The organism is Variovorax boronicumulans (assembly GCF_019352895.1).
In the GTDB taxonomy this organism is placed as follows: Bacteria; Pseudomonadota; Gammaproteobacteria; order Burkholderiales; family Burkholderiaceae_C; genus Variovorax; species Variovorax boronicumulans_A.
Window position 1 is genome coordinate 914503 of sequence record NZ_JAAAFX010000009.1, and the last position, 26446, is coordinate 940948.

20 protein-coding genes are annotated in these 26446 nt (G+C 71.1%); 4 read left to right on the forward strand and 16 right to left on the reverse strand.

Going from position 1 to position 26446, the window contains the following annotated elements:
• The first annotated feature begins 86 nt into the window (after positions 1-86).
• Complete coding sequence (locus tag K0H49_RS23395; protein WP_219217611.1) at positions 87-683, forward strand: GFA family protein; 597 nt, start codon at positions 87-89, stop codon at positions 681-683.
• A gap of 141 nt (positions 684-824) precedes the next feature.
• On the opposite strand, the gene K0H49_RS23400 is transcribed toward K0H49_RS23395, so the two are convergent.
• Both K0H49_RS23400 and K0H49_RS23405 read right to left on the reverse strand, forming a co-directional pair.
• A complete protein-coding gene (locus tag K0H49_RS23400; RefSeq protein ID WP_219217623.1) occupies positions 825-1031 on the reverse strand; it encodes a hypothetical protein in 207 nt (68 codons plus the stop codon).
• 223 nt (positions 1032-1254) lie between these two features.
• Positions 1255-1734 carry a VOC family protein gene (locus K0H49_RS23405; RefSeq protein WP_219217625.1) on the reverse strand — a complete coding sequence of 160 codons (480 nt, stop codon included), beginning with the start codon at positions 1732-1734 and terminating at the stop codon, positions 1255-1257.
• A 500-nt stretch (positions 1735-2234) separates the two neighbouring features.
• On the opposite strand from K0H49_RS23405, the gene K0H49_RS23410 reads away from it, so the two are divergent.
• Complete coding sequence (locus K0H49_RS23410) at positions 2235-2966, forward strand: DNA/RNA non-specific endonuclease (protein WP_257625091.1); 732 nt, start codon at positions 2235-2237, stop codon at positions 2964-2966.
• A 350-nt stretch (positions 2967-3316) separates the two neighbouring features.
• On the opposite strand, the gene K0H49_RS30770 is transcribed toward K0H49_RS23410, so the two are convergent.
• Complete coding sequence (locus tag K0H49_RS30770) at positions 3317-3517, reverse strand: hypothetical protein (protein ID WP_257625222.1); 201 nt, start codon at positions 3515-3517, stop codon at positions 3317-3319.
• On the opposite strand from K0H49_RS30770, the gene K0H49_RS30775 reads away from it, so the two are divergent.
• The gene (locus K0H49_RS30775; protein WP_257625184.1) at positions 3473-3670 is read left to right on the forward strand and encodes an energy transducer TonB; all 198 of its coding nucleotides are present in this window, start codon (positions 3473-3475) and stop codon (positions 3668-3670) included. The two genes, K0H49_RS30770 and K0H49_RS30775, sit on opposite strands and share 45 nt — an antisense overlap.
• Before the next feature lie 201 nt (positions 3671-3871).
• Here K0H49_RS30775 and K0H49_RS23420 read toward each other — a convergent pair whose 3' ends face one another.
• The 7 genes from K0H49_RS23420 to mltG all read right to left on the reverse strand — a co-directional run bounded on the left by K0H49_RS23420 (position 3872) and on the right by mltG (position 19110).
• On the reverse strand, positions 3872-14293 hold the full coding sequence (locus K0H49_RS23420) for an autotransporter outer membrane beta-barrel domain-containing protein (protein WP_219217630.1): 10422 nt from the start codon (positions 14291-14293) through the stop codon (positions 3872-3874).
• Between the two features lie 266 nt (positions 14294-14559).
• Entirely contained in the window at positions 14560-15222 is a 663-nt protein-coding gene (locus tag K0H49_RS23425) for an ankyrin repeat domain-containing protein (RefSeq protein ID WP_219217632.1), read from the reverse strand.
• Positions 15219-16025, reverse strand: coding sequence for a TatD family hydrolase (locus tag K0H49_RS23430; protein WP_219217634.1), 807 nt, complete (start codon positions 16023-16025; stop codon positions 15219-15221). The genes K0H49_RS23425 and K0H49_RS23430 overlap by 4 nt, the downstream gene beginning before the upstream one ends.
• A 64-nt stretch (positions 16026-16089) precedes the next feature.
• Positions 16090-16458, reverse strand: a complete 369-nt coding sequence (locus K0H49_RS23435; RefSeq protein ID WP_219217638.1) for a PilZ domain-containing protein — start codon at positions 16456-16458, stop codon at positions 16090-16092.
• Complete coding sequence (locus K0H49_RS23440) at positions 16455-17456, reverse strand: DNA polymerase III subunit delta' (protein WP_219217642.1); 1002 nt, start codon at positions 17454-17456, stop codon at positions 16455-16457. Before K0H49_RS23440 ends, K0H49_RS23435 begins: the two co-directional genes overlap by 4 nt.
• Positions 17453-18091: a dTMP kinase gene (gene tmk, locus K0H49_RS23445; protein ID WP_219217644.1), complete on the reverse strand. Its 639-nt coding sequence runs from the start codon at positions 18089-18091 to the stop codon at positions 17453-17455. The genes K0H49_RS23440 and tmk overlap by 4 nt, the downstream gene beginning before the upstream one ends.
• Positions 18088-19110: an endolytic transglycosylase MltG gene (gene mltG, locus K0H49_RS23450; RefSeq protein WP_219219126.1), complete on the reverse strand. Its 1023-nt coding sequence runs from the start codon at positions 19108-19110 to the stop codon at positions 18088-18090. Before mltG ends, tmk begins: the two co-directional genes overlap by 4 nt.
• Positions 19111-19212: 102 nt before the next feature.
• On the opposite strand from mltG, the gene ygfZ reads away from it, so the two are divergent.
• Positions 19213-20154 carry a CAF17-like 4Fe-4S cluster assembly/insertion protein YgfZ gene (ygfZ, locus tag K0H49_RS23455; protein ID WP_219217646.1) on the forward strand — a complete coding sequence of 314 codons (942 nt, stop codon included), beginning with the start codon at positions 19213-19215 and terminating at the stop codon, positions 20152-20154.
• 53 nt (positions 20155-20207) lie between these two features.
• Here the strand turns inward: ygfZ and K0H49_RS23460 are convergent, their stop codons facing one another.
• From K0H49_RS23460 to K0H49_RS23485, 6 genes are all read right to left on the reverse strand, one after another.
• The gene (locus K0H49_RS23460) at positions 20208-20408 is read right to left on the reverse strand and encodes a YbdD/YjiX family protein (protein WP_257625092.1); all 201 of its coding nucleotides are present in this window, start codon (positions 20406-20408) and stop codon (positions 20208-20210) included.
• A 14-nt stretch (positions 20409-20422) separates the two neighbouring features.
• Entirely contained in the window at positions 20423-22486 is a 2064-nt protein-coding gene (locus K0H49_RS23465) for a carbon starvation CstA family protein (protein WP_219217652.1), read from the reverse strand.
• Positions 22487-22609: 123 nt separating this feature from the next.
• Positions 22610-23248 carry a response regulator gene (locus K0H49_RS23470; protein WP_219217653.1) on the reverse strand — a complete coding sequence of 213 codons (639 nt, stop codon included), beginning with the start codon at positions 23246-23248 and terminating at the stop codon, positions 22610-22612.
• Positions 23245-24606 carry a cache domain-containing protein gene (locus tag K0H49_RS23475; RefSeq protein ID WP_219217664.1) on the reverse strand — a complete coding sequence of 454 codons (1362 nt, stop codon included), beginning with the start codon at positions 24604-24606 and terminating at the stop codon, positions 23245-23247. The genes K0H49_RS23470 and K0H49_RS23475 overlap by 4 nt, the downstream gene beginning before the upstream one ends.
• Before the next feature lie 27 nt (positions 24607-24633).
• Entirely contained in the window at positions 24634-25506 is an 873-nt protein-coding gene (locus K0H49_RS23480; protein ID WP_219217666.1) for a YbgC/FadM family acyl-CoA thioesterase, read from the reverse strand.
• Positions 25503-26432 carry an alpha/beta hydrolase gene (locus tag K0H49_RS23485; RefSeq protein ID WP_257625093.1) on the reverse strand — a complete coding sequence of 310 codons (930 nt, stop codon included), beginning with the start codon at positions 26430-26432 and terminating at the stop codon, positions 25503-25505. Before K0H49_RS23485 ends, K0H49_RS23480 begins: the two co-directional genes overlap by 4 nt.
• Positions 26433-26446 lie beyond the last annotated feature (14 nt).

Genomic DNA, 26446 nt, shown 5'->3' on the forward strand with positions numbered 1-26446 from the left:
CGGCGACCGCCGACTTGCGGTGGCCGTGCGATGCGGAGACAGTGCTTGCTTGGACCCGTTCAACCGCTTCGTCACGAGGACATCTCATGCATCTCGAAGGTTCATGCCACTGCGGCAGCATCAGGTTCTCGGTCGAGTCGGCCGAGTGCGTCCCCTTCATGCGCTGCTATTGCTCGATCTGCAGGAAGACGGCGGGCACCGGCGGCTACGCGATCAACCTGGGCGCCGACCACCGCACGCTGAAGGTGCGCGGCAAGCGGCACCTGCGGATCTACAAGGCCACAATCGTCGAGGGAGAGCATGTGCGACACAGCACCGGGCAGCGGCATTTCTGCGGCGTCTGTGGCAGCGCGCTCTGGATGTGGGACCCGGCCTGGCCCGACCTGGTGCATCCGCACGCGGGTGCCATCGACACGCCGCTGCCGCAGCCACCCGCCAACGTGCATTCCTTGCTCGGGTCGAAGGCGTCGTGGGTTCGCGTGGAGGGTCTCGAGGGCGATCAGTGCTTTGTCGAATTTCCCGATTTCTCGCTCAAGGAGTGGCACCAGGAACGCGGGCTGGAGAGCCATGTCGAGCCGGCGGAAACGGCACGCAAACCGAAGAAACCGGCACGCACAACAGCGCCGGGCAAGACGGCGAAAGGGAAGCGGGCCGTCCCCAAGGCGGTGTCGAAAGTCGCCTAGCGCGACCTTGTCGTTCAAGCCTCTCGCCATTCAGGCGCGAAGGTCCCGGGCGAGCGGCCCTCGCGAGGGTTGCATGAAAGCATCCGGGCCATGCCAGCGCGCGCGCCATGAGGCTTCGGGCGCATTTTTCTTGGGCTCGGCCTAGGGCCACTTCTTGCGCAGCATGGCCCTGAGCACAAGATAGCCCGCCGCCCAGGCGGCCGCCGGATTCGCAAAAGGCTCGCTGAAACGTTGCGGTGTGTAGGTCAGGAGTTCGTCGGCGGACTCCTCCTCGTGCAGCAGGATCCAGTGAAACTCGCCGGCCTCCAGTTCCTTCACGGCCAATGCGCTGGAGATGCCCGATGCCATTGCTGTCCTTTCCGAAAAGAACCCAGTCTGACCTCCACGCCTTCAGTGCTCAAGGCAGATGTTCACACTTGTCAATTCATTCTCACAATTCCTCACATGGGTCTCGCAGATCGAGGATTCCGACACACATCGCGCTCGACCAAGCCGGCCGCCGCAGGGCGGACGGCAGGGCGCCCGGGTCGCCTCGCGATGGGTTGGGATCGCGCATCGGGCCCAGGCGCCCTCAGACCTTGAGCGCCGCCTCGATCGCAGCGATGTCGATCTTTCCCATGGTCATCATGGCGTCGAAGGCGCGCTTGGACGCCGCGCGATCCGGATGGGCGAGCGATGCCGTGAGGATCCGCGGGGTGATCTGCCAGGACACGCCCCACCGGTCCTTGCACCAGCCGCAAGCGCTTGCCTGGCCGCCATTGCCGACGATGGCGTTCCACAGACGGTCCGTCTCGGCCTGGTCGTCGGTCGCGATCTGGAAGGAGAAGGACTCGTTGTGCTTGAACTGCGGACCGCCGTTCAGTCCGATGCAGGGGATGCCGACGACGGTGAACGCCACGACAAGGACGTCGCCCTGCTGGCCGGCAGGATAGTCGCCCGGTGCGCGATGGACGGCCCCGACGGCGCTGTCGGGGAAGGTCCGGGCATAGAACTGGGCCGCCTCTACGGCGGTGCCCTCGTACCAAAGACAGATCGTGTTCTTGCCGGTCATGGTGTCTCCTGACATGCAGTGAGCCGCACGTTCGCAGCGGGCCCACAAGCTACTGCGCGCCCACGGGCCTGTCAACGTGCTCGTCGGCAACGATCCACCCTGCGGCATCACCGCGCGGCCGCCCGTTTTGTCGCAGCGCGATCCATGGCGATCGCATGGCGCGGAGGAGGGCGATCGGCCGAATCTCGAGGGTGCGGCGGGAGACAATCGAGGGCTTCGCCCGATCGCACCGAAAACCGGCGCGTCGCGCGCGAAACCGATCCAAGACGCCCCATCGAGGAACTGCACTTGCTGCAGCGCAACCCGCAGGGCGCCCCCGCTGATGTCGACGACTGAACTGGCCTCCAAGTGCCAGAGAGAACCGAGGTTTTGATTTGAGAACGAAGAGAGCTGCCCGGCGGCGTGGCGATGCCACGCGGCTCATGCGCAGAAGCATGCTTTGCGTGGTGTGTGCGGTGGTTGCCGCAATCCAGGTTCCGGGTTGCAGCCTGAACCCTTCGATGGCGCCCCCATCGACGGGTTCGGGCCCCATTGAAACGACCGCCCGCGCCAACACCCATTCACACGCTGCCATCGAAGGTTTTGCGCAGTGCCCGCAGCACTTTCCCGGCCACGCCCCGACAGTCGCGTGGCCAGGCCGGCAACGGGCCTTGTGCTTTGACGGCTTCGCAGCCCTCTACTCGGGCGAGAGCAAGACGCCTCTCTACACCGCCCAGAAGCTCACACGCGCCAGTGTCGAAGCCGCAAAGGGCATCCAGCGCGTGGATCGTTTCTACCCGGAAGCACGGCTTCCCGCGGCCGACCGCGCGCAGCTGGTCGACTACGTCGGCAGCGGCTACGACCGAGGCCATCTTTCGCCGGCCGGCGACATGCCCAGCGTCACGGCCAAGGCGCAGTCGTTCTCGTTGGCGAACATGGTCCCGCAGGCGCCCAAACTCAATCAGGGCGCCTGGAACCAGATCGAGCAATCGACGCGCAAGTACGCGGCACGCGCGACCGGTCCGGTCTTCGTGTTCACGGGGCCCAGCTTCGACCGACAGCCGGGCACGATCGGCCCCGGCAAGGTCTGGGTGCCGAGCCACACCTGGAAGGTGGTCTACAGCAGCGGGGATGGACGCGCATGGGCGTACTGGACCCTCAACCAAGGCGGAACGCACAGCCTGCAACCCATCAGCTACCGGGAGTTCGAGCAGCGCTCGGGCCTGGCGCTGCTGCCGGAGGCCGTGCATTGAGTCGGACCCAGGGCTCGTGGAGATGCATCGCGTCGATAGGCGTGTGCATGCCTGTGCCGAGCCATTGCACGCACGATTTCACCCGGACGTGCCGGCGCCAAACATCTTGGTGCCCGCGGTCCGGCGAATCGCCTCGCCAGCGGCTCAGTGCACTGGACGCTCCCTGAGATGCGGTAAAGAAGGCGCCCCAAAGAAGAAGGCAGGGAGCGAGGGGCGCGGAACCAGCGCCTCAGATACGCATGTCATTTAACATAATATACATTGTATTATTCTTAACCAAACCCGACGACGCAGCGCCGAACACCGCATCCAGAGAGCTGCGGCAGTCATCCAGATGTCGCTCGCCGCCTTCATGCTCGCGCACTTTGAGGCCCTGTTTTCAGCATGCAAAGCTCGCGATGCGCCACCGTCCTGTTGACGGTGATCGCTGGCACCTCGACCGGATGCACCGCGGTTCCGGCGCCGCCCGTCGCCGCCTCGCCGTCGGTCTCCCGAACGACCTCCGGTTGCTGGTCGGCCTCGACGGCAAGCCGCAGAAAGTCGAACTCCAATCGTCCAGCGGCTCGGAACGCTTCGACAAGGCATCGATCGATGCGGCCAACGGTTGGAGATACGTTCCAGGCAAACGCAACGGCGTGCCGGAACCGATGTGGCTGGAAGTGCCGGTCACGTTCCGGTCCGGTCCTGCGAGGAGCGCCCCTTAGCGCGCCGCTGAGGCTTGTGAGGCCGGCGGGCGGCAAGCATCCCGCCGCGGCGGTGGAGGAACCCGGAGGGAAGCGACGCCGCCCTCTTTCACCGGGCTGACGACCGCCCTCCTCCTTCGCTTCACGAAGCCGCGCTGACCCGGCATCGACCCGCCAGGCGCTTCGCGAGGCTCGGGCGGGCCGCCCCCGGTCCGCCCTGACTCACCACTGGTAGCGCATCGACAAGCGCCCGGTCAGCGTCCGCGTGTGGCGGCCGAATTCGCCGAAGGCGTCCACGCCGAAGCTCAGGCCCGTCGGCAGCCGCAGTTCGGCCCGCAGCGACACCAGGCCCAGGTTGGACACGGGCTGGATGCCCGCGCCTCGGAAGCTGCCGCCCTGCAGCGTCTGGAACGACGCGTCGACGTACGTCCGGTTGGCCCGGTCATGCGCCCACGCGGCCGAGGTGCGCACGGTCAGCGTCTTGCCGCCCTGCAGCGCGAAGCTCTGGTCCAGCGCCGCGCCCAGCTCGGTGCGCGTCAGGCTCACCGAACGCCGGTCGTAGTTCAGCGCCAGGTGCGGTGCCGAACGGCCGTTGGCCTGCTCGCCGTAGGCCGGCGTGACCATGTTCTGCAGCTGCAACGCGGCATAGGGCGTGACGCCGAAGGACGCGGTCTTGATCCGGTAGCCGGCCTCGGCGCGCGCGGCCAGGCTGTGGGCATCGAAGTCCGCGCCGTACGTCGCCTCGATCAGTTCCAGCGCACGCGTCGTCTTCATGCGATGCACCGAGTACGACACCGCAGCCGATGCATAGGCCGGGCCGAACGCGCGCGTCGCATAGGCACCCAGCTGCAGCGCGTTGTCGCGGCCGCTGAAGGCATTGGTCAGGTCGAAGTTGGCGACCGCCGTGCCCAGCGCGAAGCCAACGGTGGTGTCGGGCGTGACCTGGCGGTCGTGGCCGACGGCCAGGCCGTAGCTGCGCGCGGACAGCTCGGCGCCGGTGCTGCCGGAATCCACTGTCGTCTTGCTGTTGTCGCCGTAGATCTCCGCCCAGGTGTTGCTGCGCTTGTCGGCCCAGTCGCCGGTGGCCGGGTCGGCCACGAGGGCCGCGCGGCTGTTGGCGACGTCGCTGCCGCGTTGCAGCAGCGTGCGGGTGAAGGCCGTGGTCAGCTGCGCGCCCACGTTGGTGACCGACGAGGCCGCGGCGCCGCTGACGTTCCAATAGGCCTGGGCCAGGCGGTCGATGGTCGGCACCTCGACCAGCCGTGCCGTCAGCGCCTGGAAGTTCGGCAGGCCCAGGCTCTGGGCGCCGCCGATCAGCGCGCCGATCCGGTGGCCGTCCGCGCCCAGCCCCTGCGGGCTGAAGTTGGCGGTGGACGACAGGCCGACCGTGCCGCCCTGCTGGCTGAGGGCGAAGGTCATGATGGCCGTGTGGCCCAGCGCCAGGCGCGAGACGTCGGCGCCGTTGGCGGCCCGCAGGAAGGAACCCAGCGACGCCGTGCCCGGTGCGATCAGCCCGCCGTTCACGAAGGCCGGCTTCAGCAGGCCCTGCAGCTGCGCCGTGCCGCTGACCTCGAAGGCGTCGACGGCCGCCTTGGCATGGTCGACGCGCAACTCCAGCGTGCCGGAGCCCGACTGGTTCAGCGAGCCGGCGATGGCGGTGACGACATTCATCTCGCTCGCGCTCTTGAGCAGCCCGTCGTTCTGCAGCAGCCCGCCGGCCAGGTCGATCGACGAACCGGCCAGGATGGTGCCGCCGGCCTGGTTGTGCAGCAGGTTGTTGCCGCCCTGCGCCAGGCTGAAATTGCCCAGCAGCGTGCCGGTGTTCTTTACCAGCGTGTCGCCGGTCAGCGTGCGCACGGCCATGCCGGCCGCGCCGTCGATGGTCGAGACCTTGCCGCTGTTGTGCAGTTCGTTGGTCGGGCCCTCGAACTCCAGCGCCGCGCCGCCCGCGCCGCCGGTCACCGAAACACCCGAAGCGACGTTCACGATCGGGTCGGTCGAGGACATGGTCTTGACGGCCACCGCGCCCGCGCCCGTGGTCAAGACGTTGGCGTGCAGGTTGACCGTCACCAGCCCGCTGGTGCCGGACGTGCCGCCCAGGAAGGTCGTCGTGGTGCCGCTGGTCACGACGCCGCCGCCGCCGTGCACCGATTGCGCGACCACGCCGTGCGCGCCCGCGCCGGTGGTGGTGATGGGGGCGTTCACGTTCACCGTCACCGCGCCCCCGTTGCCGGTGCCGGCGCTCCAGGTGGACGTGAGCGCGTCACCGGTGGACAGGATCGCGCCGCCGCCGCCGCCCACGCTCTGCGCCAGGATGCCGAAGGCGTTGATGCCCGAGGTGGTGATGCTGCCGTTGCTGTCGACCAGCACCGCGCTCGCGTTCGAGCCCGCAGCCGAGCCGCCGAGCTTGGCGGTCGAGGTCGCATAGGCCAGGCCGCCGCCGCCGCCGATGCTCTGCGCCACGATGCCGACCGAGCCGTCGCCGTGGGTGAAGAGGCTCGCCGCGTTGGTCACCGTCGTGGCCGAGGCGCTGCCCGGCGTCGTGCCGCTCAGCCGCACGTTGCTGACGCGGCTCAGGCTCACGCCGCCGCCGCTGCCGATGCTCTGCGCCACGATGGCCGGCGACAGCGCGCCTTGCGTGCTCACGCTGCCGCTGGCCTTCGTCGAGACGGTGACGGCGCCGCCGGTGCCGCCGCTGCCCCCGGTGCCGCCCAGCCGCATGTCGCCGCTGAAGCCGTTGGCGCCGAGGCTCGCGCTCGAGGCCGAAGCCAGGCCGCCGCCGCCGCCCACGCTCTGCGCCAGCAGGCCGATGGACTGCAGGCCGCCGGTGCCGACCGCCTGCGCGCTGCTGATCGTGACCGTGCCGCCATTGCCGCCGCTGCCACCGGTGCCGCCCAGCGCACCGCCGATGCTGCTGTTGTAGCTGCCGCCGCCGCTCGACGTCGCTGCCAGGCTGGCCACGCCGCCGCCGCCGCCGATCGACTGGGCCACCACGCCGCTGGCATTGGCCCCCGAAGTGAACAGTGCCGCCGCCGTGCCGCTGAGGCTGCCGGGGTTCAGGTTCACCGACACCGCGCCGCCGTAGCCGCCGACGCCGCCGGCCCCGCCCAGGCTCAGGGATGCGCTCAGCGCCTGGTTGCTGGTGCTGCTGGCGCTCGCGATGCTGCTGCCGCTCGCGCCGCCGCCGCCACCGACCGACTGCGCCAGGATGCCGGTGGACAGGTCGCCCAGCGTCTCCACCCGCACCGCGGAATTGACGATGACGGTCCCGACGACGTTGCCGCCGCCGCCGCCCTTGCCGCCCACGCTCGTCGAGAGCGAGGTGCCACCGCTGCCGCCGGTGCTGGACGCGCTGCTGGTGCTGCCGCCGATGCCGCCGCCGCCGCCGATGGCCTGCGCCACGACCCCTTGCGAATGGCTGCCGGTGGTCAGGATGGCCGCCCCGGTCAGGTTCACCCAGGCCGAGGCCGCCGCGCCGCCGGTGGCGCCCGAGCCGCCCAGCGCCAGGCCGATCGCGTTGTTGCCACCCGACTGTGCCGTGCTGCTCGACGAACTCGCACGGCCGCCGCCGCCGCCCACCGCCTGCGCCATGACACCGGCCGAATCGGCACCATGGGTCACGACGGCCGCCGTGTACAGCAAGCTCCCGTCCGAACGTTCGACGCGCGCGCCGGTGGTGGCGTTGCCGGTGATCGCCGCGTTGTTGCTGGTGCCACCGCCGTGGCCCGCGCCGCCCAGCGACACCGAGAGCGCCGGCGTGTCGCCGCTGGCATTGCCCAGCGCGGCGGTCGAGGTGGCCGAGCCCCCCGCGCCGCCGCCGCCGCCGACCGACTGCGCGAAGATGCCGATCGCGCTGTCGCCGCGGGTGATGACCGCGTTGCTGAAGTTCACGTTCACGGCGCCGCCGTTGCCGCCGGAGGCGCCGTTGCCGCCCACGCCCAAGGACACCGCGACCTTGCCCGACGACGCGCTGGTGGCGCTGGACCCCCCGCTGCCGCCGCCGCCGCCGATCGACTGGGCCCGGATGCCGTCGGCACCGAAGCCCCTGGTTTCGATGGCGCCCGCATGCGACACGCCCACCGTCCCGCCGTCGAGCCAGCCGCCACCGCCCGCGCCGCCGATCGCCATCGCGACCGAGGTATCGCCGCCGGTCGCCGTGGTGCTGCTGGCCGAGCCGGCCAGGCCGCCGCCGCCGGCCACCGACTGGGCCAGGATGCCGTAGGCCAGTGCGCCCTCGGTGCTCAGCATGCTGCCGGCCGAGGTGTTGACCGTCACCGCGCCGCCGGCACCGCCGTTGCCGCCGGTGCCGCCCAGCGCCAGGCCGACCGCATAGGCGCCGCTGTTGGCATTGGTGCTGCTCGAGCCGCCGATGCCGCCGCCGCCGCCGACCGACTGGGCCACCAGCGCCGAAGCCTGGTCGCCATGGGTCGCGATGTTGCCGGCCTGCGAGACCGCCACCTTGCCGCCGGCACCGCCGCCGCCGCCGCTGCCGCCGAGCCCGGCCGACACCGCCACGCCCTTGGTGGCGCTGGCCGAGTTGGAACCGCCGCTGCCGTTCGACACGGTGTTGCTGCCCGATGCGGAGCTGCTGCCCGCCGTCGCCGCGGTCACCACCGAGCCGCCCGCGCCACCGCCGCCGCCCACCGACTGGGCCAGCACGCCGTACGACTGTGCGCCGTAGGTTTCGATGGCGTTGGCATTGCCGGTGGCGCAATCGCTGCCCGACACCGTCGCGCAGACCAGCACCGTGCCGCCGGCACCGCCGCCCGCCCCCGCGCCGCCCAGGCCGAGCGCGGCCGAGACCGATCCGCCGCCGCTGGCGGTGGACGAGGCCGAGCCGCCGTTGCCGCCGCCGCCGCCGACCGACTGCGCGAAGATGCCGGCCGAGCCGTGGCCGTAGGTGACCAGGCTGCCGCGTGCGCCCAGCACCTGCACCATGCCCGCGGCCCCGCCGCCGGCACCCAGGCCGCCCAGCGACATCGCCACGCTGGCCTTGCCCGCGTCCGCGTTGGCGCTGCTGGCGCCGCCGTTGCCGCCGCCGCCGCCCACCGACTGCGCGAAGACCGCCGCCGACTGCACGCTGTCATCGAGCCGGCCCAGGGTGCCGGTGACGATGTTGCCGCTGTTGCTCACCGTGACGTTGCCGCTGGTGCTGCCGCCGCCGGCCGCGCCGCCCAGGCTCAGGCCCGCGGCGTAGCCGCCGTTGGAGCCCGCGCCCGAACCCTTGGTGCCGTCGGGGGCCGAGCCCGCCGCCGCCGAATTGCTGCTGTTGGTCGGGCCGGAATTGCTCGCGATGGCCCCGGTCGAGGCATGCGTGCCGCCCGAGGCATCCGAGGCCGGTGCCGCCTTGGCCGCGCTCGATGACGCGCCGCCGTTGCCGCCGCCGCCGCCCACCGATTGCGCGAACACGCCGGCCGAATGGCTGCCCAGCGTCGAGATGGTGCTGGTGTTGGTGACCGCCACCCCGCCGCCCGCGCCGCCGCCACCGCCGCTGCCGCCCAGGCCGACCGACACGGCCGCCTTGCCGCCGCTGTCGGCGCTGCTGCTGGCCGAGCCGCCGTTGCCGCCGCCGCCGCCGACGGATTGCGCGATCACCCCCATGGACTGCGAGCCGTGCGTCTGGATGGTTCCGTCGTTGCGCACGTTGACCTGCGCCGCGCCACCGCCGGTCGCGCCCGAGCCACCCAGGCTCAGCGCGGCCGAGGCGTTGGCGCCGCTGGCGTTGGCGCTGCTGGAGCCACCGTTGCCGCCGCCGCCGCCGATCGATTGCGCGAACACGCCGTGCGCCAGGTCGCCGCTGGTCGTGATCGCGCCGCTGGTGTAGACCCCGACCGCGCCGCCCACACCGCCCGCGCCGCCAGCGCCACCGATGCTCAGCGATGCGCCCGCGCCGTTGTCGCTCTTCTTTTCGGAGGAATCGGCACTGTCGCTCTGGGTGAACTTCTTCGCCACCGACACGGTGGCCTTGCCCACCGTCGGGCCGACGTAGCTGGTGTAGGCCGCCACCCCCGCTGCCTCTACGGCGCCGGGCGCGCCGTCCGACGAAGTCGACGACGCGCCGCCGTTGCCGCCCCCGCCGCCGATGGACTGCGCCACGATGGCGGTGGACTGCGCACCGTGCGTCGTCAGGGCGTTGCGGGATACCACCGCCACCGTGTCGCCGTTGCCGCCGCCGCCGCCGAAGCCGCCGATGGCCACTGCGCCGGCGTACTTGTTGCTGGTGGCGCTGGCGCTGGAAGCGCCGCCGTTGCCACCGCCGCCGCCGATGGACTGCGCCACGATGGCCGCCGCCTGGTCGCCCCAGGTGGTCACGCTGCCGGTGCCGGGCATCGCGACCGGTGCAATGCCGGGCAGGGCCTTGTCGGTGCGTCCCAGGCGGTAACCGGTGGTGATGAAGTGGCTCGCCGCGGCCAGCAGGTCCTGCCCATAGGCCGCGCGCACGTCCGCATAGTTCGCCAGGTACTGGGCCGCGTTGAACAGGTCCGGCCCGCGCGAGTCGCGAATGCCGTCGGTCACGTAGTGCTGCAGACCGCTCGCCGCGTTGTTGCCGAAGGCGTTGATCAGATCGGAATAACCGGCGATGTATTCGTAGCCGTGCAGGCCGACCCCCACCGTGCCGCCATTGCTGCCCGCGCCGCCGCCGCCGCCCACCGCCACCGACATCGAGGCCGTGCCCGACACCGCATTGGCCATGGCCGAGCCGCCATTGCCGCCGCTGCCGCCGATGCTCTGGGCCAGGATGCCGATCGCCTGGTCGCTGTGGATCGCGCCGGCGGTCGCGGGGTCCGCGCCGGTGGTGATCGCGCCATAGGACATCACCTCGACCGACGACGCGTGGCCGCCCGCCGCGCCCTTGCCGCCGACCGCCACCGAAGCCGAGGTGCTCTTGTTGCTGCCGGCCGAGAGCGAGAGGCTGAAGGCCGCGCTGTTGCCGCCGTTGCCGCCGCCGCCGCCGATGGACTGCGCCACGATGCCGGCCGAGCGCACGCCGGCGGTCTGGATGGTGCCGCGGTTGATCACGTTCACGGCCTGGCCTGCCTGGCCGGTGCCGCCCGTGGCGCCCATCGCCGACGCCGCGCCCACGGACAGCTTCGAATCCGGGTTGCCGGTGGCCACGCTGGCCGACATCGCCGAGCCGCCGTTGCCGCCGTTGCCGCCGATGGATTGCGCCACGATGCCGGCGGACTGGTCCATGTGGGTGCGGATCGCGCCGTAAGAGGTCACGCCCACCGCACCCGCGGTGCTGCCCGCGCCGCCGGGGCCGCCCATCGACAGGGTCAGTGCCACGGTCGCGCTGGCCGACAGCGCCGAGCTGAAACCGCCGCTGCCGCCGCTGCCGCCGATGGACTGCGCGAGGATGGCCGGCGAGAGCTTGCCGTTGGTGTCGAGGTTCTCGAACGAGGTCACCGAGACCGTCCCGGCGCGCCCGCCCGTGCCGCCGGAGCCGCCCAGGCTGATCGCCGGTGCGACCGCCAGCGCCGCCGCAGCGGACACCGCCCAGCCGCCGGTACCGCCGCTGCCGCCGATGGACTGCGCCAGCAGCGCGGCCGACTGGTCGCCCTCGGTCGAGATCGTCTTGTCGCTGCCGCTGGTGTTGATCGTCACCGCGCCGGCCGCGCCACCGTGGCCGCCGCCGCCGCCGATGGACGCAGCCAGGCTGGCGCCGCCCGCCACCGCGCCCGACAACGCGAAGCCGCCCGTGCCGCCGTTGCCGCCGATGCTCTGCGCGACCATGCCGGGCGACATCGCGCCGCGGACCGTCACGTTGGAGGCGTTGTTCACCGTCACGGCGCCCGCGTTGCCGCCGTTGCCGCCACCGCCGCCGACCGCCACCGCGGCCGCGCCCGAGAGCGCCGCCGCACCGGCCGCGGCAAAGCCGCCGGAGCCGCCGCCGCCGCCGATCGACTGCGCCAGGATGCCGGGCGCGTTGCCGTTGGTGGTCGCCGTGACGTCGATGGCGCCGCGGTTGTCCACCTGGACCGCACCGCCGTTCGAGCCCGCGCCACCGGCGCCGCCGATGCCCACGCTGATGCCGAAGTATTCGCTCATCGAGGCCGCATAGGCATAGCCGCCCGAGCCGCCGCCGCCGCCGATCGACTGCGCCTGCAAGGCCGCCGCGCCACCGCCCGTGGTGGTCAGCGCGCCGCTGTTGCTCACCGTCACGGTGCTGGCGTGGTTGCCCGAACCGCCCGAGCCGCCGACCGCTGCCGCGCCCGCGGCCACCAGGCCCACCGAAGCGGCCACCGTGTAGCCGCCGTTGCCGCCACCGCCGCCGATCGACTGCGCCAGGATCGCGCTGGCCGCAAAGCCATGGGTGGTGATGGCGCCGCTGCCGAAGGCGGCGTTGTCCGCGCTGCTCTCGTTGAGCACGTGCACCTCGCCGCCGGTGCCGCCGTTGGCGCCCGAGCCGCCCACCGACACCGCGGCCGCCATGTCGGTCGAGGCCGCCACCGTGACCGCCGCGCCGCCGTTGCCGCCGCCGCCGCCGATCGACTGCGCCGCCAGGCCCTGCGAACCGCTGCCGTCGGTGCGGATGACGCCGCCCGCGTTGTGCACCCGGACCTGGCCCCCGCTGGTGCCCGAGCCGCCCGCGCCGCCGACGCCCACCGAGGCCGACGAGCCCAGCGCCGCCAGGCTCAGGTCCATGGTGCTGCCGCCGCTGCCGCCGCCGCCGCCGATCGACTGCGCCAGCACGCCCTGGGAGTAGTCGCCCTGGGTCGTGATGCTGCCACCATTGGTGCTGGCGAAGACGTTGCTGCCGACGCCGCCGGCGCCGCCCTTGCCGCCGAAGCCCATCGAAAGCGAACCGACCAGGCTGCCGGACAACGCGGTGGCGTAGCCGCCCGCGCCACCGCCGCCGCCGATCGACTGCGCCAGGATGCCCGGCGAGGACAGCCCGGCCGTGACGATGCTCGACGCACGCGACACCGTCCCGAACTGCGACTGGCCCACGCAGGCGCTGAAGCCGGTCGAGAAGCTGCTGTAGCTGTTGCAGTTGACCGCCACCTCACCGCCGGAACCGCCCGAGCCGCCCGAGGCCCCGAAGGCCATCGCGCCCGACGCGCCGAGGATGGCCGTGGAGAAGGCCACCGCGCCGCCGCCCGCGCCGCCGCCGCCGCCGATGGACTGCGCCATGATGCCGGCCGAGGCGATCTCGGCGGTGGCGATGGAACCCAGGTTCAGCACGCTCACGCGCCCGCCGGTACCGCCGCCGCCGCCCTCGCCGCCGATGGCCAGCGCCGAGGTGTTGCCGAAGATCTGGTTGGTGTGGCCGTGGGCCTTGGCATAGCCGCCGATGCCGCCGCCGCCGCCGATCGATTGCGCCAGGATGCCCACCGCGCCGCCGGCGCTCTCGTTGTTGGCCACGCCTGTGGTGCAGCCGGCACCGGTGCAGATGTCGCCGTAGTTTTCCACCGCGACCCGGCTGCCGTTGCCCCCGTCGCCGCCGCTGCCGCCGATGGCCGTCGTGTGCTTGCCCGAAGACACCGCCATGCCGCCGCTGCCGCCGCCGCCGCCGATCGACTGGGCGTAGAGGCCGACGGACGAATCGCCGTAGACCTTGACCGCGCCGTAGTTGTACAGGTAGGCCTCGCCGCCATGGCCGGCCATGCCGCCGCTGGCACCCAGCGCATGCAGGCCCGCGGCCGCGCCCGCGTTGCCGCCGCCGCCGCCGACCGACTGGACGGCCAAGCCGTAGGACCCCGCCGGGTTGGCCGCGCCGGCCGCGCCCACCGTCAGCGCGCCTGAATTCCAGCCCCAGGTCCAGCCGCCATTGCCGCCGTAGCCGCCGCCGCCGCCGTAGCCGTTGGTGTTGACGCCGGCATCGCCGCCGAAACCGCCGATGCTCTGGATCGCGATGGCCGTGCCGCCGTCGGTCTTGATGTTGCCCGTGTTGGCGAGGGAGATCGCGCCGCCCGCGCCGCCCGGCAGCCCGCTGCCGCCCTTGGCCTTGCCGTTGGCGGCGTCGCCGCCCTCCCCGCCCTGGCCGCCCGCGCTCTGCGCCACGATCCCGAAGGCCGTGGCACCGCCCGTCACATTCAGCGAAACGTGGCTGTTCACGTTCAGCGTCCCGCCATTGCCGGCCGCGCCGCCGTCGCCCGCGCTGTACTCGGCCTTGGCGCGGGTGTTGTCGCCGCCCTTGCCGCCGGTGCCGCCGTGGCTGAGCACCACGATGGCGGTATTGGTCACCGCATAGCCCGCGGCCGGCGCGTTGGCACCGGGATCGACCACCAGGGTCACGTTGCCGCCATTGCCGCCGGCCATGCCGTAGAAGTTGCCCGCGCCGCAGTGCCCGCCGTCATCGCCGTTGCCGCCCGCGCCGCCGGTGCCGCCGGAACTGCCCGCGGCGACGATGGTGCCGAAGGAGGCCCCCGCTGCGGGCGCGTACGTCACCGTGCGGTTGACCGTGGGCCCGGTGGCACCGGCCGTGCCCGGAACCGGGCCGCTGTGGCAGCCGCCGTGGCTGTCGGTCGCATCGAGGCCCGCCGCGCCGGCCGCGCCCACCAGGAAGGTGCTGTGCGGATCGACGTAGTAGTGGGGTCCAGTGGTGACCGCCTGCGCGGCCACGCCCAGCGGCGCGCAACAGCACAGCAGCGTCCAGCCTGGAACCAGCAGCCGATGCAGGGGCTTGCCCTGGCCGCTCATCGCGCGGCTCCCATGACGAAGGTGGCGAGGCCACGGAGGAAGCAGGCGAGAACGGGCGCGGGCTGAAGCATGCGGTGGCTTTTTCTACGAAGCGGAGGGGAAGGGCCCCGAACCACGCCCGCGCAGGCCATCGACGCATCCCGTCCATGGCCTTCGCAGGCCATGCTCCGGGTCCACGTGCAACGATTGTTACATATCTTTAATCAATGTAACTATCTGTGCGCATAGCCTGCCACCGCTTTCCGTAGGCCCTCCGCCGGCGGCGGCTACCACTTGCCCGCGTTGGGCTGCTTGCTGCGCACCGCAGCCGCAATCAGGTCCGCCGCATCCTGCCTCTGCGCGCGTTGTGCGAACTGCGTGGCCGTCATGCCTTGCTGGTTCTTCATCAGCGGATCGGCGCCTTCGTCGAGCAACAGCTTCACGCTCTCGAGCGAGCCGTACATCGCGGCCATCATCAGCGGCGTGGTGCCGTTGGGCGACTGGGCGTCGATGAAGGCGTACTTGTCGAGCAGCAGCTTCATGATCGTCAGCTGCCCGCTCGAGGCGGCATAGTGCAGCGGCGTCCAGCCCGGCTTGTTGATGTCGGCGTCGCGCGCCATGAGCTTGGCGACCAGGTCCTTCTGGCCCTTGATCGCGGCCAGCATCAGCGGGCTCTCGTCGCTGGCGTTGCGCGATTCGACATCCGTCTTGGGCCAGGCCAGCAGCACGTCGATCACCTTCGGCGAGGGCTCGCGGATGGCGATCAGCAGCCCTGTGAGCCCGCTGGCGTCGCGCGTGTTCGGGTCGAAGCCCCGGTTCAGAAGCGACTGCACGCCGCTGGCGTTGTCGGCGCGCACAGCGCGGAAAAAGTCGTCGAACGAGTTGGCGTTCGCAGAAAAAGAGACCATTAAAACAAGAAGATAGAAGAATTTCTTCATGTGAACTCTCAAGATTGAACGCCCGCGAAGAGCGTTTCGAAATTCCAGCTGGTGGCCGCCGCGATGTCTTCCACCGGCAGTTGGCGCAGTTGCGCGATCTGCTGCGCCACGAAAGGCACGTAGGACGGATTGTTGGTCTTGCCGCGGTACGGCACCGGCGCAAGGTAGGGGCTGTCGGTCTCGATCAGCATGCGGTCGAGCGGCACGAAGGCGGCCACGTCGCGCAGGTCCTGTGCCTTCTTGAAGGTCAGGATGCCCGAGAAGGAAATGTAGAAGCCGAGGTCGAGCGCGGCACGGGCCACCCCGGCCGTTTCGGTGAAGCAATGGAACACGCCACCCGCGGCCTGCCCGGTGCCGTCTTCGCCCTCCTCCTTGAGGATGGCCAGCGTGTCGGCCGAAGCTTCGCGGGTGTGGATCACCAGCGGCATCCGCACCTGCTGCGCCGCGCGGATGTGCACCCGGAAGCGGTCGCGCTGCCACTCCATGTCGGCGATGCTGCGGCCGCCCTTGCGCTCTTCCATCTGGTAGTAGTCGAGGCCGGTTTCGCCGATGGCCACCACCTTGGGCAGCGCGGCGCGGCGCACCAGGTCCTCGATGCTGGGTTCGGCGATGTCCTCGTTGTCGGGGTGCACGCCCACGCTGGCCCAGAAGTTGTCGTATTGCGCGGCCAACGCCTGCACGTCGGCGAATTCCTCGAGCTTGGTGCAGATGCACAGCGCGCGGTCGACCTGCGCGGCCGCCATGGCGGCGCGGATCTGCGGCATCTCCGAAGCGAATTCCGGAAAGGTGAGATGGCAATGGGAGTCGGTGAACATCGGTGCTGCAGGAAAAAAGATGCCATGTCGCACCGGCACGCGACCCGCGTCGCGCAACGGCGGATCAGATGGTCTGGGTGGGGCGGTCGGAGGCCATCGAGCCGCCCAGGGCTTCCTCGATGCGGGCCTTGAGCTGGCGCGATTTCTCGTCGGCCGGAAAACGCACGCCGACGCCGGGCGCGCGGCTGCCGGCCGCGCGGGCCGGTGTGATCCAGGCGACCTTGCCGGCCACGGGATAGCGCTGCGGGTCGTCGGGCAGGGTCAACAGCACGTAGACGTCGTCGCCCAGCCGGTACTCGCGCGAGGTGGGGATGAAGATGCCGCCCTCGGCGAACAGCGGGATGTAGGCCGCATAGAGCGCGCCCTTCTCCTTGATCGCCAGCTGGATCACGCTGGGCCGTTGGGGCGCGGAGGCGGGGCTGGGGCTGTTCATGGGCGTCGAGCCGAGTTTAGGGTGCTTCGCGCCTCGCTCACAAGCGCTTCCAGCATCAGGCCCGCATTGAAGGGATGCTCGGCGGTCCGGGCGGCTGCGGCCAGCGACTTGGACCAGCGCGCCAGCGCGACGTTCGACGGCGCGGGCGGCAGCTCGCCGGCCGCGAAGAAGCGCGGCTCGGCGCCGCTGCCTACGGCCATCAGGTCGTGGCACAGCTTCTGCAGCGCGCCGATGGCCTGCGCCGGCGCCTGGTCCGTCAGCGCCGCCACCTCGCCGCGTTGCATGGCCTTGGGCAGCAGCGACCAGGCCTTCGGCGAGGCGCCGCTGCGCGCGAGGCGCAAGGCGTCGCTGGGCCGGCCGCCCGCCGCGCGCAGCAGCGCAGGCGCATCGGCGGCCGACACCTGGTGCGCGACCAGCCAGTCGATCGCCTCGGCCGGTTCCGGCCACGGCAGGGTGAAGCCCAGGCAGCGGCTGCGGATGGTCGGCAGCAGCTGCCAGGCCGCCTCGCTGGCGAGCACGAAGCGCACGTCGCCCACAGGTTCCTCCAGCGTCTTGAGCAGCGCATTGGCGGTGATCGCGTTCATGCGCTCGGCCGGATAGACGAACACCACCTTGCCGCGGCCGCGCGCGCTGGTGCGCTGGGCGAAGCCGACCGCGTCGCGCATCGCTTCGACGCGGATCTCGCGGCTGGGCTTGCGCTTCTTGTCGTCGATGTCGGCCTGCGCCTTCTCGTCCAGCGGCCAGCCGAGCTCCATCATGGCCGTCTCGGGCATCAGCACGCACAGGTCGGCATGGGTGCGGACCTCGATCGCGTGGCAGCTCGTGCAATGGCCGCAGGCGCCCTGCTCGGTGGGCGTCTCGCACAGCCAGGCCGAGGCCAGCGCCAGCGCCAGGTCGTATTGGCCCAGGCCGGACGGGCCTTGCAGCAGCCAGGCATGGCCGCGCTGGCGCAGCAGGTCGGACAGCGGGCGGGCGAGCCAGGGGGACAGCGGCGTCATGCGACAAATCCGCGTTGGCGCAGCACGGCTTCGACCTGCTGCCAGACCTGCTCGCGCGGCTGGTCGGCGTCGATGCGCGCGAAGCGCGGCGCCTTTGCACGTTCGGCATAGCCGGCCGCCACCTGCTGGAAGAAGGTCACCGGCTGGGCCTCGAACTTGTCGGGCAGGCGTGCGCCGGCCAGCCGGACCGCGGCGACCTCGGGTTTCAGGTCGAACCACAAGGTGAGTGCGGGCTGCAGCAAGGCTTCGCCGCCGTCGGCGCCCTGCCCGACCTGCACCCAGCGTTCGAGCGTGCCGAGCACGGCCAGTTCGAAACCGCGGCCGGCGCCCTGGTAGGCGAAGGTGGCGTCGGTGAAGCGGTCGCACAGCACCACCTCGCCGCGCGCCAGCGCGGGCGCGATCACGTTCACGATGTGGTCGCGGCGTGCGGCGAAGACCAGCAGCGACTCGGTCAGCGCGTCCATCGGTTGCGACAGGATCAGCCCACGCAGGGTTTCGGCCAGCGCCGTGCCGCCGGGCTCGCGCGTGCGCGTGACGGTGCGGCCGGCGGCCTGGAACAGCGCCTCGAGTGCGTCGATGTGGCTCGACTTGCCCGCGCCGTCGATGCCTTCCAGCGTCAGGAAAAGTCCGCTCATGGTCCGTTGTTCTTGGGTTTGGGTTCGATGCCGCGCTGGTAGCGGTTCACGGCCCGGTTGTGGTCGTCCAGCGTGGTGCTGAACTGGCTCGAGCCGTCGCCGCGCGAGACGAAGTACAGCGACTTGCTCTGCGCAGGCTGGATCGTGGCCAGCAGCGCCGCCTTGCCCGGCATGGAAATGGGCGTGGGCGGCAGGCCGCCGCGGGTGTAGGTGTTCCAAGGCGTGTCGGTCTGCAGGTCCTTCTTGCGCAGGTTGCCTTCGTAGGCCGTGCCCATGCCGTAGATCACCGTCGGGTCGGTCTGCAGCGGCATGCCGATGCGCAGCCGGTTCACGAACACGGCCGCGACCTCGGGCCGGTCCTTGGCCTGGCCTGTCTCCTTTTCGACAATGCTGGCCAGGATCAGCAGCTCGTCGGACGTCTTGAGCGGCAGGTCGCTGGCGCGCGCGGCCCAGGCCGCCTCCAGCTTCTTGTCCATGGCCCGCATCGCGCGCTGCAGCACGGCGAAGTCGCTCGAGCCTTTCGAGTAGGTGTAGGTGTCGGGGAAGAAGCGCCCTTCGGGGTGCACGCCGGGCTTGCCCAGCCGCGCCATCAGCGCCGCGTCGTCCTCGCCCACGGTCTCGGGCTTGAGCTGCTCGGCCTTGGCCAGCGCGGCGCGCACCTGGCGGAAATTCCAGCCCTCGACCAGCACCAGGCTGCGCGTGGCCTCCTCGCCGCGCACCAGCATGTTGAGCAGCGTGCGCGGGGTCACGCCGCGTTCGAGTTCGTAGCTGCCGGCGCGAATCTGGCGGTCCTGGCCCGAGAAGCGGAACCAGGCGTAGAGCAGCTGCGGCTGCACCCGGGTGCCGGCCGCGGCCACCGCTTCGGCCACGCCGCGCGGCGTGGTGCCGGGCTCCACCGACAGGTCGACGTTGGGGGCCGCGAGGTCGAGCGGGCGGTGGACCCACCACAGGCCCCAGGCGCCCGCGCCCAGCGCGCCGAGGGCGCACAACAGAAAGATCGTGAGGAAGAAGCGGCGCAAAGGAACAGGGAGAAATAAAGGGGCCGACAGTGCCCTGGAAGTCGAGTCCGCGCGGTAGCCCTGCGGGTCGAACGGATGGCGTGCGGCCATGATAATTCAGCGATGACCTCTGCCCTCCTGAATGGTGTAACTCCCCTCCCCCACCTGGGCGTGATCCGCGCCGAGGGCCCGGACGCCGCGAACTTCCTGCACGGCCAGCTGACGCAGGACTTCGCGCTGCTCAAGCCCGCCGAGGCGCGCCTGGCCGCCCTCTGCACGGCCAAGGGCCGGATGATCGCCAGCTTCATCGGCGTGCGGCCGCAGCCCGATCTGGTGCTGCTGGTGTGCAGCCGCGACATCCTCGCCGCCACGCTCAAGAAGCTGTCGATGTACGTGCTGCGCGCCAAGGTGAAGCTCAGCGACGCCAGCGAGTCGACCGCGCTGTACGGCGTGGCCGGCTCGGCGCTGGCCGCCAACGACATCGATGCGGCCGCCGCACCGGGCGCCCGCCTTTCACGTCCCGTTGCGGACAGCACGGACGAGATCAGCATCGTGCCGCTCTACCCGGCCGACGGTGTGCCGCGCGCGCTCTGGATCGCGCCCGCCACCGCGCCGGCCCCGACCGGCCCTGCGCTGGACGCCGCGCTCTGGCCCTGGAGCGAGGTGCGCAGCGGCATCGCGACCTTGACCGCGCCGGTGCTCGATGCCTTCGTGCCGCAGATGCTCAACTACGAATCGGTGGGCGGCGTGAACTTCAAGAAGGGCTGCTACCCGGGCCAGGAGATCGTGGCGCGCAGCCAGTTCCGCGGCACGCTCAAGCGCCGGGCCTACGTGGTGACGGCCGACGCGGCGGTCGAGGCCGGGCAGGAAGTCTTCGCCGCCAGCGACGCCGAACAGCCGGTCGGCACCGTGGTGCAGGCCGCCGCCGCGCCTGACGGCCGCTGGGCCGCGCTGGTGTCGATGCAGATCTCGGCACTGGACGCCGGCCCGCTGCATGCGGCGAGCGTCCAGGGCCCGGCGCTCACCGTCGAAGCCCTGCCCTACGCGCTGCTCGCCGACATCTGATCGGTCTGCACGCTCCATGACAAACGGCGCCCGCGGGCGCCGTTTCTTTTCTCTCAGCAGCAGCGGCCCTTGCCCCCGCCGTAGCGCGCCTGCTCCCGCTCGCGGAAGAAGGCGATCTCGCCCATCGGTGCCTGGTCGGGATGCGTGGCCGCCATGTGCCGCAGGTAGGCGCCGTAGTCGGGCTGGCCCACCATCAGCCGCAGCGATTGCGCCAGCGAGCGGCCGAGGTAGCGGCCCGCCTCCGGCAGGCTCATGCCCGAGTTCAGCATCAGGAACGCACCGGCTCAAAGGCCTCGAAAGGCGTCTCGTGCACCGTCGGCTTGTTCACGCGGCGTGCGGCCAGGCAGGCCTTCACGCTGTAGACCAGCACGCTCAGCACCACGAAGATGAACAGCGCGCACAGCGCGGCGTCGAGCCGGTCGTTGAAGACGATGCGCGACATCGCCTCGGGCGTCTTGGCCGGCGCGATCAGCACGCCTTGCGCCAGGCCGTCGGCGTATTTCGCGGCATGCGAGAGGAAGCCGACCTTCGGGTCCGAGGAGAAGATCTTGAGCCAGCCGGCCGTCAGCGTGCAGGCCAGCAGCCACACGGTCGGCACCAGCGCCACCCAGGCGTAGCGCTCGCGCTTCATGCGGAACAGCACCACCGTGCCCAGCATCAGCGCCACGGCCGCGAGCATCTGGTTCGAGATGCCGAACAGCGGCCACAGCGTGTTGATGCCGCCCAGCGGATCGACCACGCCCTGGTAGAGGAAGTAGCCCCAGGCCGCCACGGTGAGCCCGGTGGCGAACAGGTTGGCCGGCAGCGAGTCGGTGCGGCCCAGCGCGGGCACGAAGCTGCCCAGCAGGTCCTGCAGCATGAAGCGGCCGGCGCGCGTGCCCGCGTCCACCGCGGTCAGGATGAACAGCGCCTCGAACAGGATCGCGAAGTGGTACCAGAAGGCCATCAGCCCCGGGCCCCCCAGCGCCTGGTGCAGGATGTGCGCCATGCCCACGGCCAGCGTCGGCGCGCCGCCGGTGCGGCCCAGGATGGTGGTCTCGCCCACGTCCTTGGCGGTCTGGATCAGCATCTCGGGCGTCACGACGAAGCCCCAGCTCGAGATGGTCTGCGCGACGGTGGCCGGCGTGTTGCCGACCAGCGCGGCCGGGCTGTTCATCGCGAAGTAGATGCCCGGCTCGATGCACGAGGCCGCGACCAGCGCCATCACGGCGACGAAGGATTCGGCCAGCATGCCGCCGTAGCCGATGAAGCGCATGTGGCGCTCGTTGTCGATCATCTTGGGCGTGGTGCCCGAGGAAATCAGCGCATGGAAGCCCGACACCGCGCCGCAGGCGATGGTGATGAACAGGAATGGGAACAGGCTGCCCGACCAGACCGGGCCGTTGCCCTGCGCGAACTGCGTGACGGCCGGCATCTGCAAGGTCGGCGCGACGAACACGATGCCCACGGCCAGCGCCAGGATGGTGCCGATCTTGAGGAAGGTCGAGAGGTAGTCGCGCGGCGCGAGCAGCAGCCACACCGGCAGCGTCGCGGCGATGAAGCCGTAGCCGATCAGCATCCAGGTCAGGGCCTTGCCGTCGAAGGTGAAGAGCGCGGCCCAGTCGGGGTGCTGGCTCACGGCCTGCCCGCCGAAGATCGCGAGCATCAGCAGCACGAAGCCGATCACCGACACCTCGCCGATGCGGCCCGGCCGCAGGTAGCGCAGGTACACGCCCATGAACAGCGCCACCGGAATCGTCGCGCCCACGGTGAAGGTGCCCCAAGGCGACTCGGCCAGTGCCTTCACCACGATCAGCGCCAGCACCGCCAGGATGATGATCATGATCATGAAGGTGCCGAACAGCGCGATCATGCCGGGCACGATGCCCATCTCCTGCTTGATCAGGTCGCCCAGCGAACGGCCGTCGCGGCGCGTCGAGATGAACAGCACGATGAAGTCCTGCACCGCGCCCGCGAACACCACGCCCGCCAGGATCCACAGCAGCCCGGGCAGGTAGCCCATCTGCGCCGCGAGCACCGGGCCGACCAGCGGACCGGCACCGGCGATGGCCGCGAAGTGGTGGCCGAACAGCACGTTCTTGTCGGTCGGCACATAGTCCAGGCCGTCGTTGTGGCGGTGCGCGGGCGTCTTGCGGTTGCCGTCCAGGCCCAGCACCTTGTCGGCGATGAACAGGCTGTAGTAGCGGTAGGCGATCAGGTAGACGCAGAGCGCGGCGACCACGATCCACAGCGCGCTGATCGCTTCACCGCGCGAGAGTGCCACGGTGCCGAGCGCGAAAGCGCCCACGATCGCGATGACGAGCCACACCAGGTGGCGTCGGATGCTTTGCATCAGGTTGTCTCCAGAAAAAAGTTTCTGGAGTGTTCCCGGCCAGCGCCAAGCTGCCATCCGTCACACCGCGCGACTGCCATGCGCGGTATTGCCTAAGGGATAACCCGAGGGCCCAGCTTTTGCTCAGTGGTGACCGAATTGGCGTGCGTGCTCGACCGCGTACTTGATCAGCTCGGCCTGCCCCTCGATGCCCAGCCGGCGCTTGATGCTCTGCCGGTGCGCCTCGACCGTGCGCACGCTCAGGTCGAGGTCGCGCGCGATCTGCTTGCTCGATTCGCCGCGGCCCAGGGCCGTAAGGATCTCGCTTTCGCGCGGCGTGAGCGTCGGCCGCTGCGCCTGGTTGCGGAACAGCCGCTGCGACACCGCCGGGCTCAGGAAGGTGCCGCCGGCCGTCACGGCCTGGATCGCCGCCACGATCTCGCCCGCCGGCGCATCCTTGAGCACATAGCCGCGCGCACCGGCCTGCAGCGCGCGCTGCACGTATTCGGGGTTGTCGTACATGCTGAGCATCACGATGTGCAGCGCGGGCTGCTGCGCCAGCAGCACGCTTGCAAGTTCGATGCCGTTCATGTCCTTCATGCCCACGTCGGTGAGCACCAGGTCGGGCTGGAGCATCGCGACCTGCGCGATCGCCTCCTGCGCCGAACCGGCCTCGCCCACGATTGCCAGGCCCGGCAGCGGGCCCAGCCGCGCGCGCAGGCCGTCGCGCACCAGCGGATGGTCGTCGACGAGGAACAGGCGGACGGGCGGGGTTTCGGTCATGCGGCGCGTGCGATTGTGACCGGCGCCGCCGCCACGATACGGGTGCCGCCCCCGCCGGCCTGCACGTCGAGCGTGCCGCCGATCGCGTCCATGCGCTCGCGCATGTTGCGCAGGCCGATGCCGCGGCGTGGATCGGCGCTCAACGCGGCCTCGTCGAAGCCGCGCCCGTCGTCCTGCACCGTCAGCCGCACGCTGGCCCGGCCGAAGGCCAGCGCCAGCGTGACCTGGCTCGCCTGCGCATGCTTGTGCACGTTGGTCAGCGCCTCCTGGGCCACGCGGAACAGCGCGGTCTTCACGTCCTCCGGCAGCTCGATCGCCGTGCCCTCGGCATGCACCTGCACGCGCAGCGTCGCCTCGTCGCCGAACTCGTCGCCCAGCCGCTCGAGCGCGGCCGGCAGGCCCAGCGTGTCGAGCAGCGCGGGGCGCAGCCGGTGCGAGATGCGGCGCACCTCCGACAGCGAATCGTTGAGCCGCGCCAGCGCCTTGGGCATGGCCGGCGGCGTGGCCTGCTGGCCGCGCTCGAGCGTGTCGACCGCCGACTCGATCAGCAGCTTGGCCGAGACCAGCGTCTGGCTGATGCCGTCGTGCAGTTCGCGCGCCAGGTGGCCGCGCTCGTCCTCCTGCGACTGCACCACCTGCCGCGCCAGCAGGCGCAGCCGGGCTTCGGACACCCGGTGCTCGCTGAGGTTGAGCAGCAGGCCGCCCGCGCTCACCACGCCCAGGCACACGGCCGCGATGGCCGCGATCCACAGCATGGTGGTGGTGACGTTCTCGCTCACCTGGTGCTGCAGCGACTGCACCGCCGCCTCGACGTCGTCGAGGTACAGCCCGGTGCCCAGCATCCAGTTCCAGCGCGGCAGCGAGGTGATGTAGCCGAGCTTGGGCGCCATCTGCGCGCTCGAGGGCTTGCGCCACTCGTACTCGACGTAGCCGCCGCCCTTCCTCACCTGGCCGACCAGGTCCTGGATGGTCGCCCGGCCCTGCGAGTCGCGCAGCTCCCAGAGGTTCTGGCCTTCGAGCTCGTGCTGGCGCGAGTGCATCAGCGAGCGGCCGTCCATGTCGTAGACGAAGAAGTAGCCGTCGTTGCCGTAGTCCAGCGCGGCCAGCCGCCGCAGCGCCTCGTCGCGGGTCTGCTCGTCGTCGCGGCCGGTGTCGTAGAGCGGGCGCACCGTGCTGACCGCCAGCTCGACATAGCTGCGCAGTTCGGAGCGCCGCTGCGCGAGCAGGCTCAGCTCGACCAGCGCCCGCTCGCGCGCCGCCAGGTCGCGCTCCTGGTGGCGCACCGCGGTGGCCACCAGCAGCAGCGCCACGATCAGCGGCACCACCGCCAGCGTGATGATCTTGGTGCGCAGGCGCATCGCGCGCTCCCCTCTTCTTCTCTTTCTTCAGTCGAGCGTGCGGCGCATCTCGATGTGGGCGATGCCGGCCTCTTCGAAGGGCGCACCGTGCGGCGCGTAGCCCAGGCGCCCGTAGAAGCCCTCGGCGCTGCGCTGCGCATGCAGCGTGATCTCGCGGTCGCCACGCGCCTTGGCCGCAGCCTCGAGCGCGCGCAGCACCGCGGCGCCCTGGCCGCCGCCGCGCAGGTTGCGGTGCACCGCCATGCGCCCGATGCGGCCCACGCCGGGCGCCTCGCTCAGCAGGCGCGCGGTGCCGATCACCCGGCCCAGCCGGTTGCGCGCCACCGCATGCAGCGCGGTCGCGTCGTGTTCGTCCCATTCGAGCGTTTCCGGGATGCGCTGCTCCTGCACGAACACCGCGCGCCGGATCGCGCCCGCGCCGCTGCCCAGCGCCTGCCAGTCGCCGGTCTCGACCGTGAACATCGTCTCGCCCGCCTCGTAGGCGCTGAAGATCGCGCGCAGCGCATCGGGCACCGGCCGCGAGGTCTGCGTGGCCGGGTCGGCGAAGACATAGACCAGTTCGCTGGTGACCAGCAGCTCGTCGCCGCGGAACAGGCCGCCGCGGAACACGATCGACGAGGTGCCGACGCGCACGCATTTCATGCCCACGTCGAGCGCGTCGTCCATGCGCGCCGAGGCGTTGAATTCGATGGTCGCCTTCTTCACGTAGAGATCGCCTTCGAGCGATTCCATCGAGGCCTCGTAGGGCAAGGCCAGTGCGCGCCAGTAGTCCGACATGGCGGTGTCGAAGTACATCAGGTAGTGGGCGTTGAAGACGATCTTCTGCATGTCGACTTCGGCCCAGCGCACGCGCAGCCGGTGGAAGAAGCGGAAGTCGGCGCGGGAGAGTGTTTCGGTCATGGGTTCAGGGCTTCTTTCAGGGCGTTGGCGGCATCGGCATGGGCCTGCAGCGCCTCGGGCACGGCGCGGCCCATCTTGACGAATTCGTGGATCACGCCGCGGTAGATCTCCAGGTCGACCGGGACTCCGGCGGCGCGCAGCTTGTCAGCATAGGCGATGCCCTCGTCGACCAGCGGGTCGGCCTCGGCCAGGCCGATCCAGGCCGGCGCGACATCGTCCACGTCCTCGGCGTTGAGCGGCGCGAAGCGCCAGTCGTCGCGGTCGGCCGGGCTGCGCACGTACTGGCCGAAGAACCAGCTGATCAGCGCCTCGTCGAGCAGCGGCCCGCAGGCGAAGCGCTCGTGCGAGGCCGTGTCCTGGTGCGCCGTGGTGCCCGGGTAGAACAGCAACTGCAGCGCGACCGGCACGCCCGCATCGCGCGCCATCACCGCGCACACCGCCGCCAGCGTGCCGCCCGCGCTGTCGCCGCCGAGCGCGAGCCGGCCCCCGTCGAGGCCCAGGGAAGCCGCCTCGCGGGCCACGAACTGCACCGCATCCCAGGCATCGTCGGAGGCGGTCGGGAACTTGTGTTCGGGCGCGAGCCGGTAGTCGATCGAGACCACCGCGCACCCGCTGCGGCTCGCGAGCACGCGGCACAGCGTGTCGTGGGTGGCGATGCTGCCGACGGTGAAGCCGCCGCCATGGAAGTACACCAGCACCGGCAGCGCCGCGTCCGAGGGCGCATAGAGCCGGGCCGGCAGCGCGAAGCCGTCGCGCGCGGCGATCGTGAAGTCCTCGATGCGCGCGAGCGCGGGCTTGGGCACCTCGAGCACGCCGGCGCCCTTCTCGTAAGCGGCCTTGGCCTCGGCCGCGGTCAGCGTGGCCATCGAGGGATGGCCGGCGCGCGCCATGCGCTCGACCACGCTGGCCATCTTCGGGGTCAGCATGCGCCCCTCCGGCA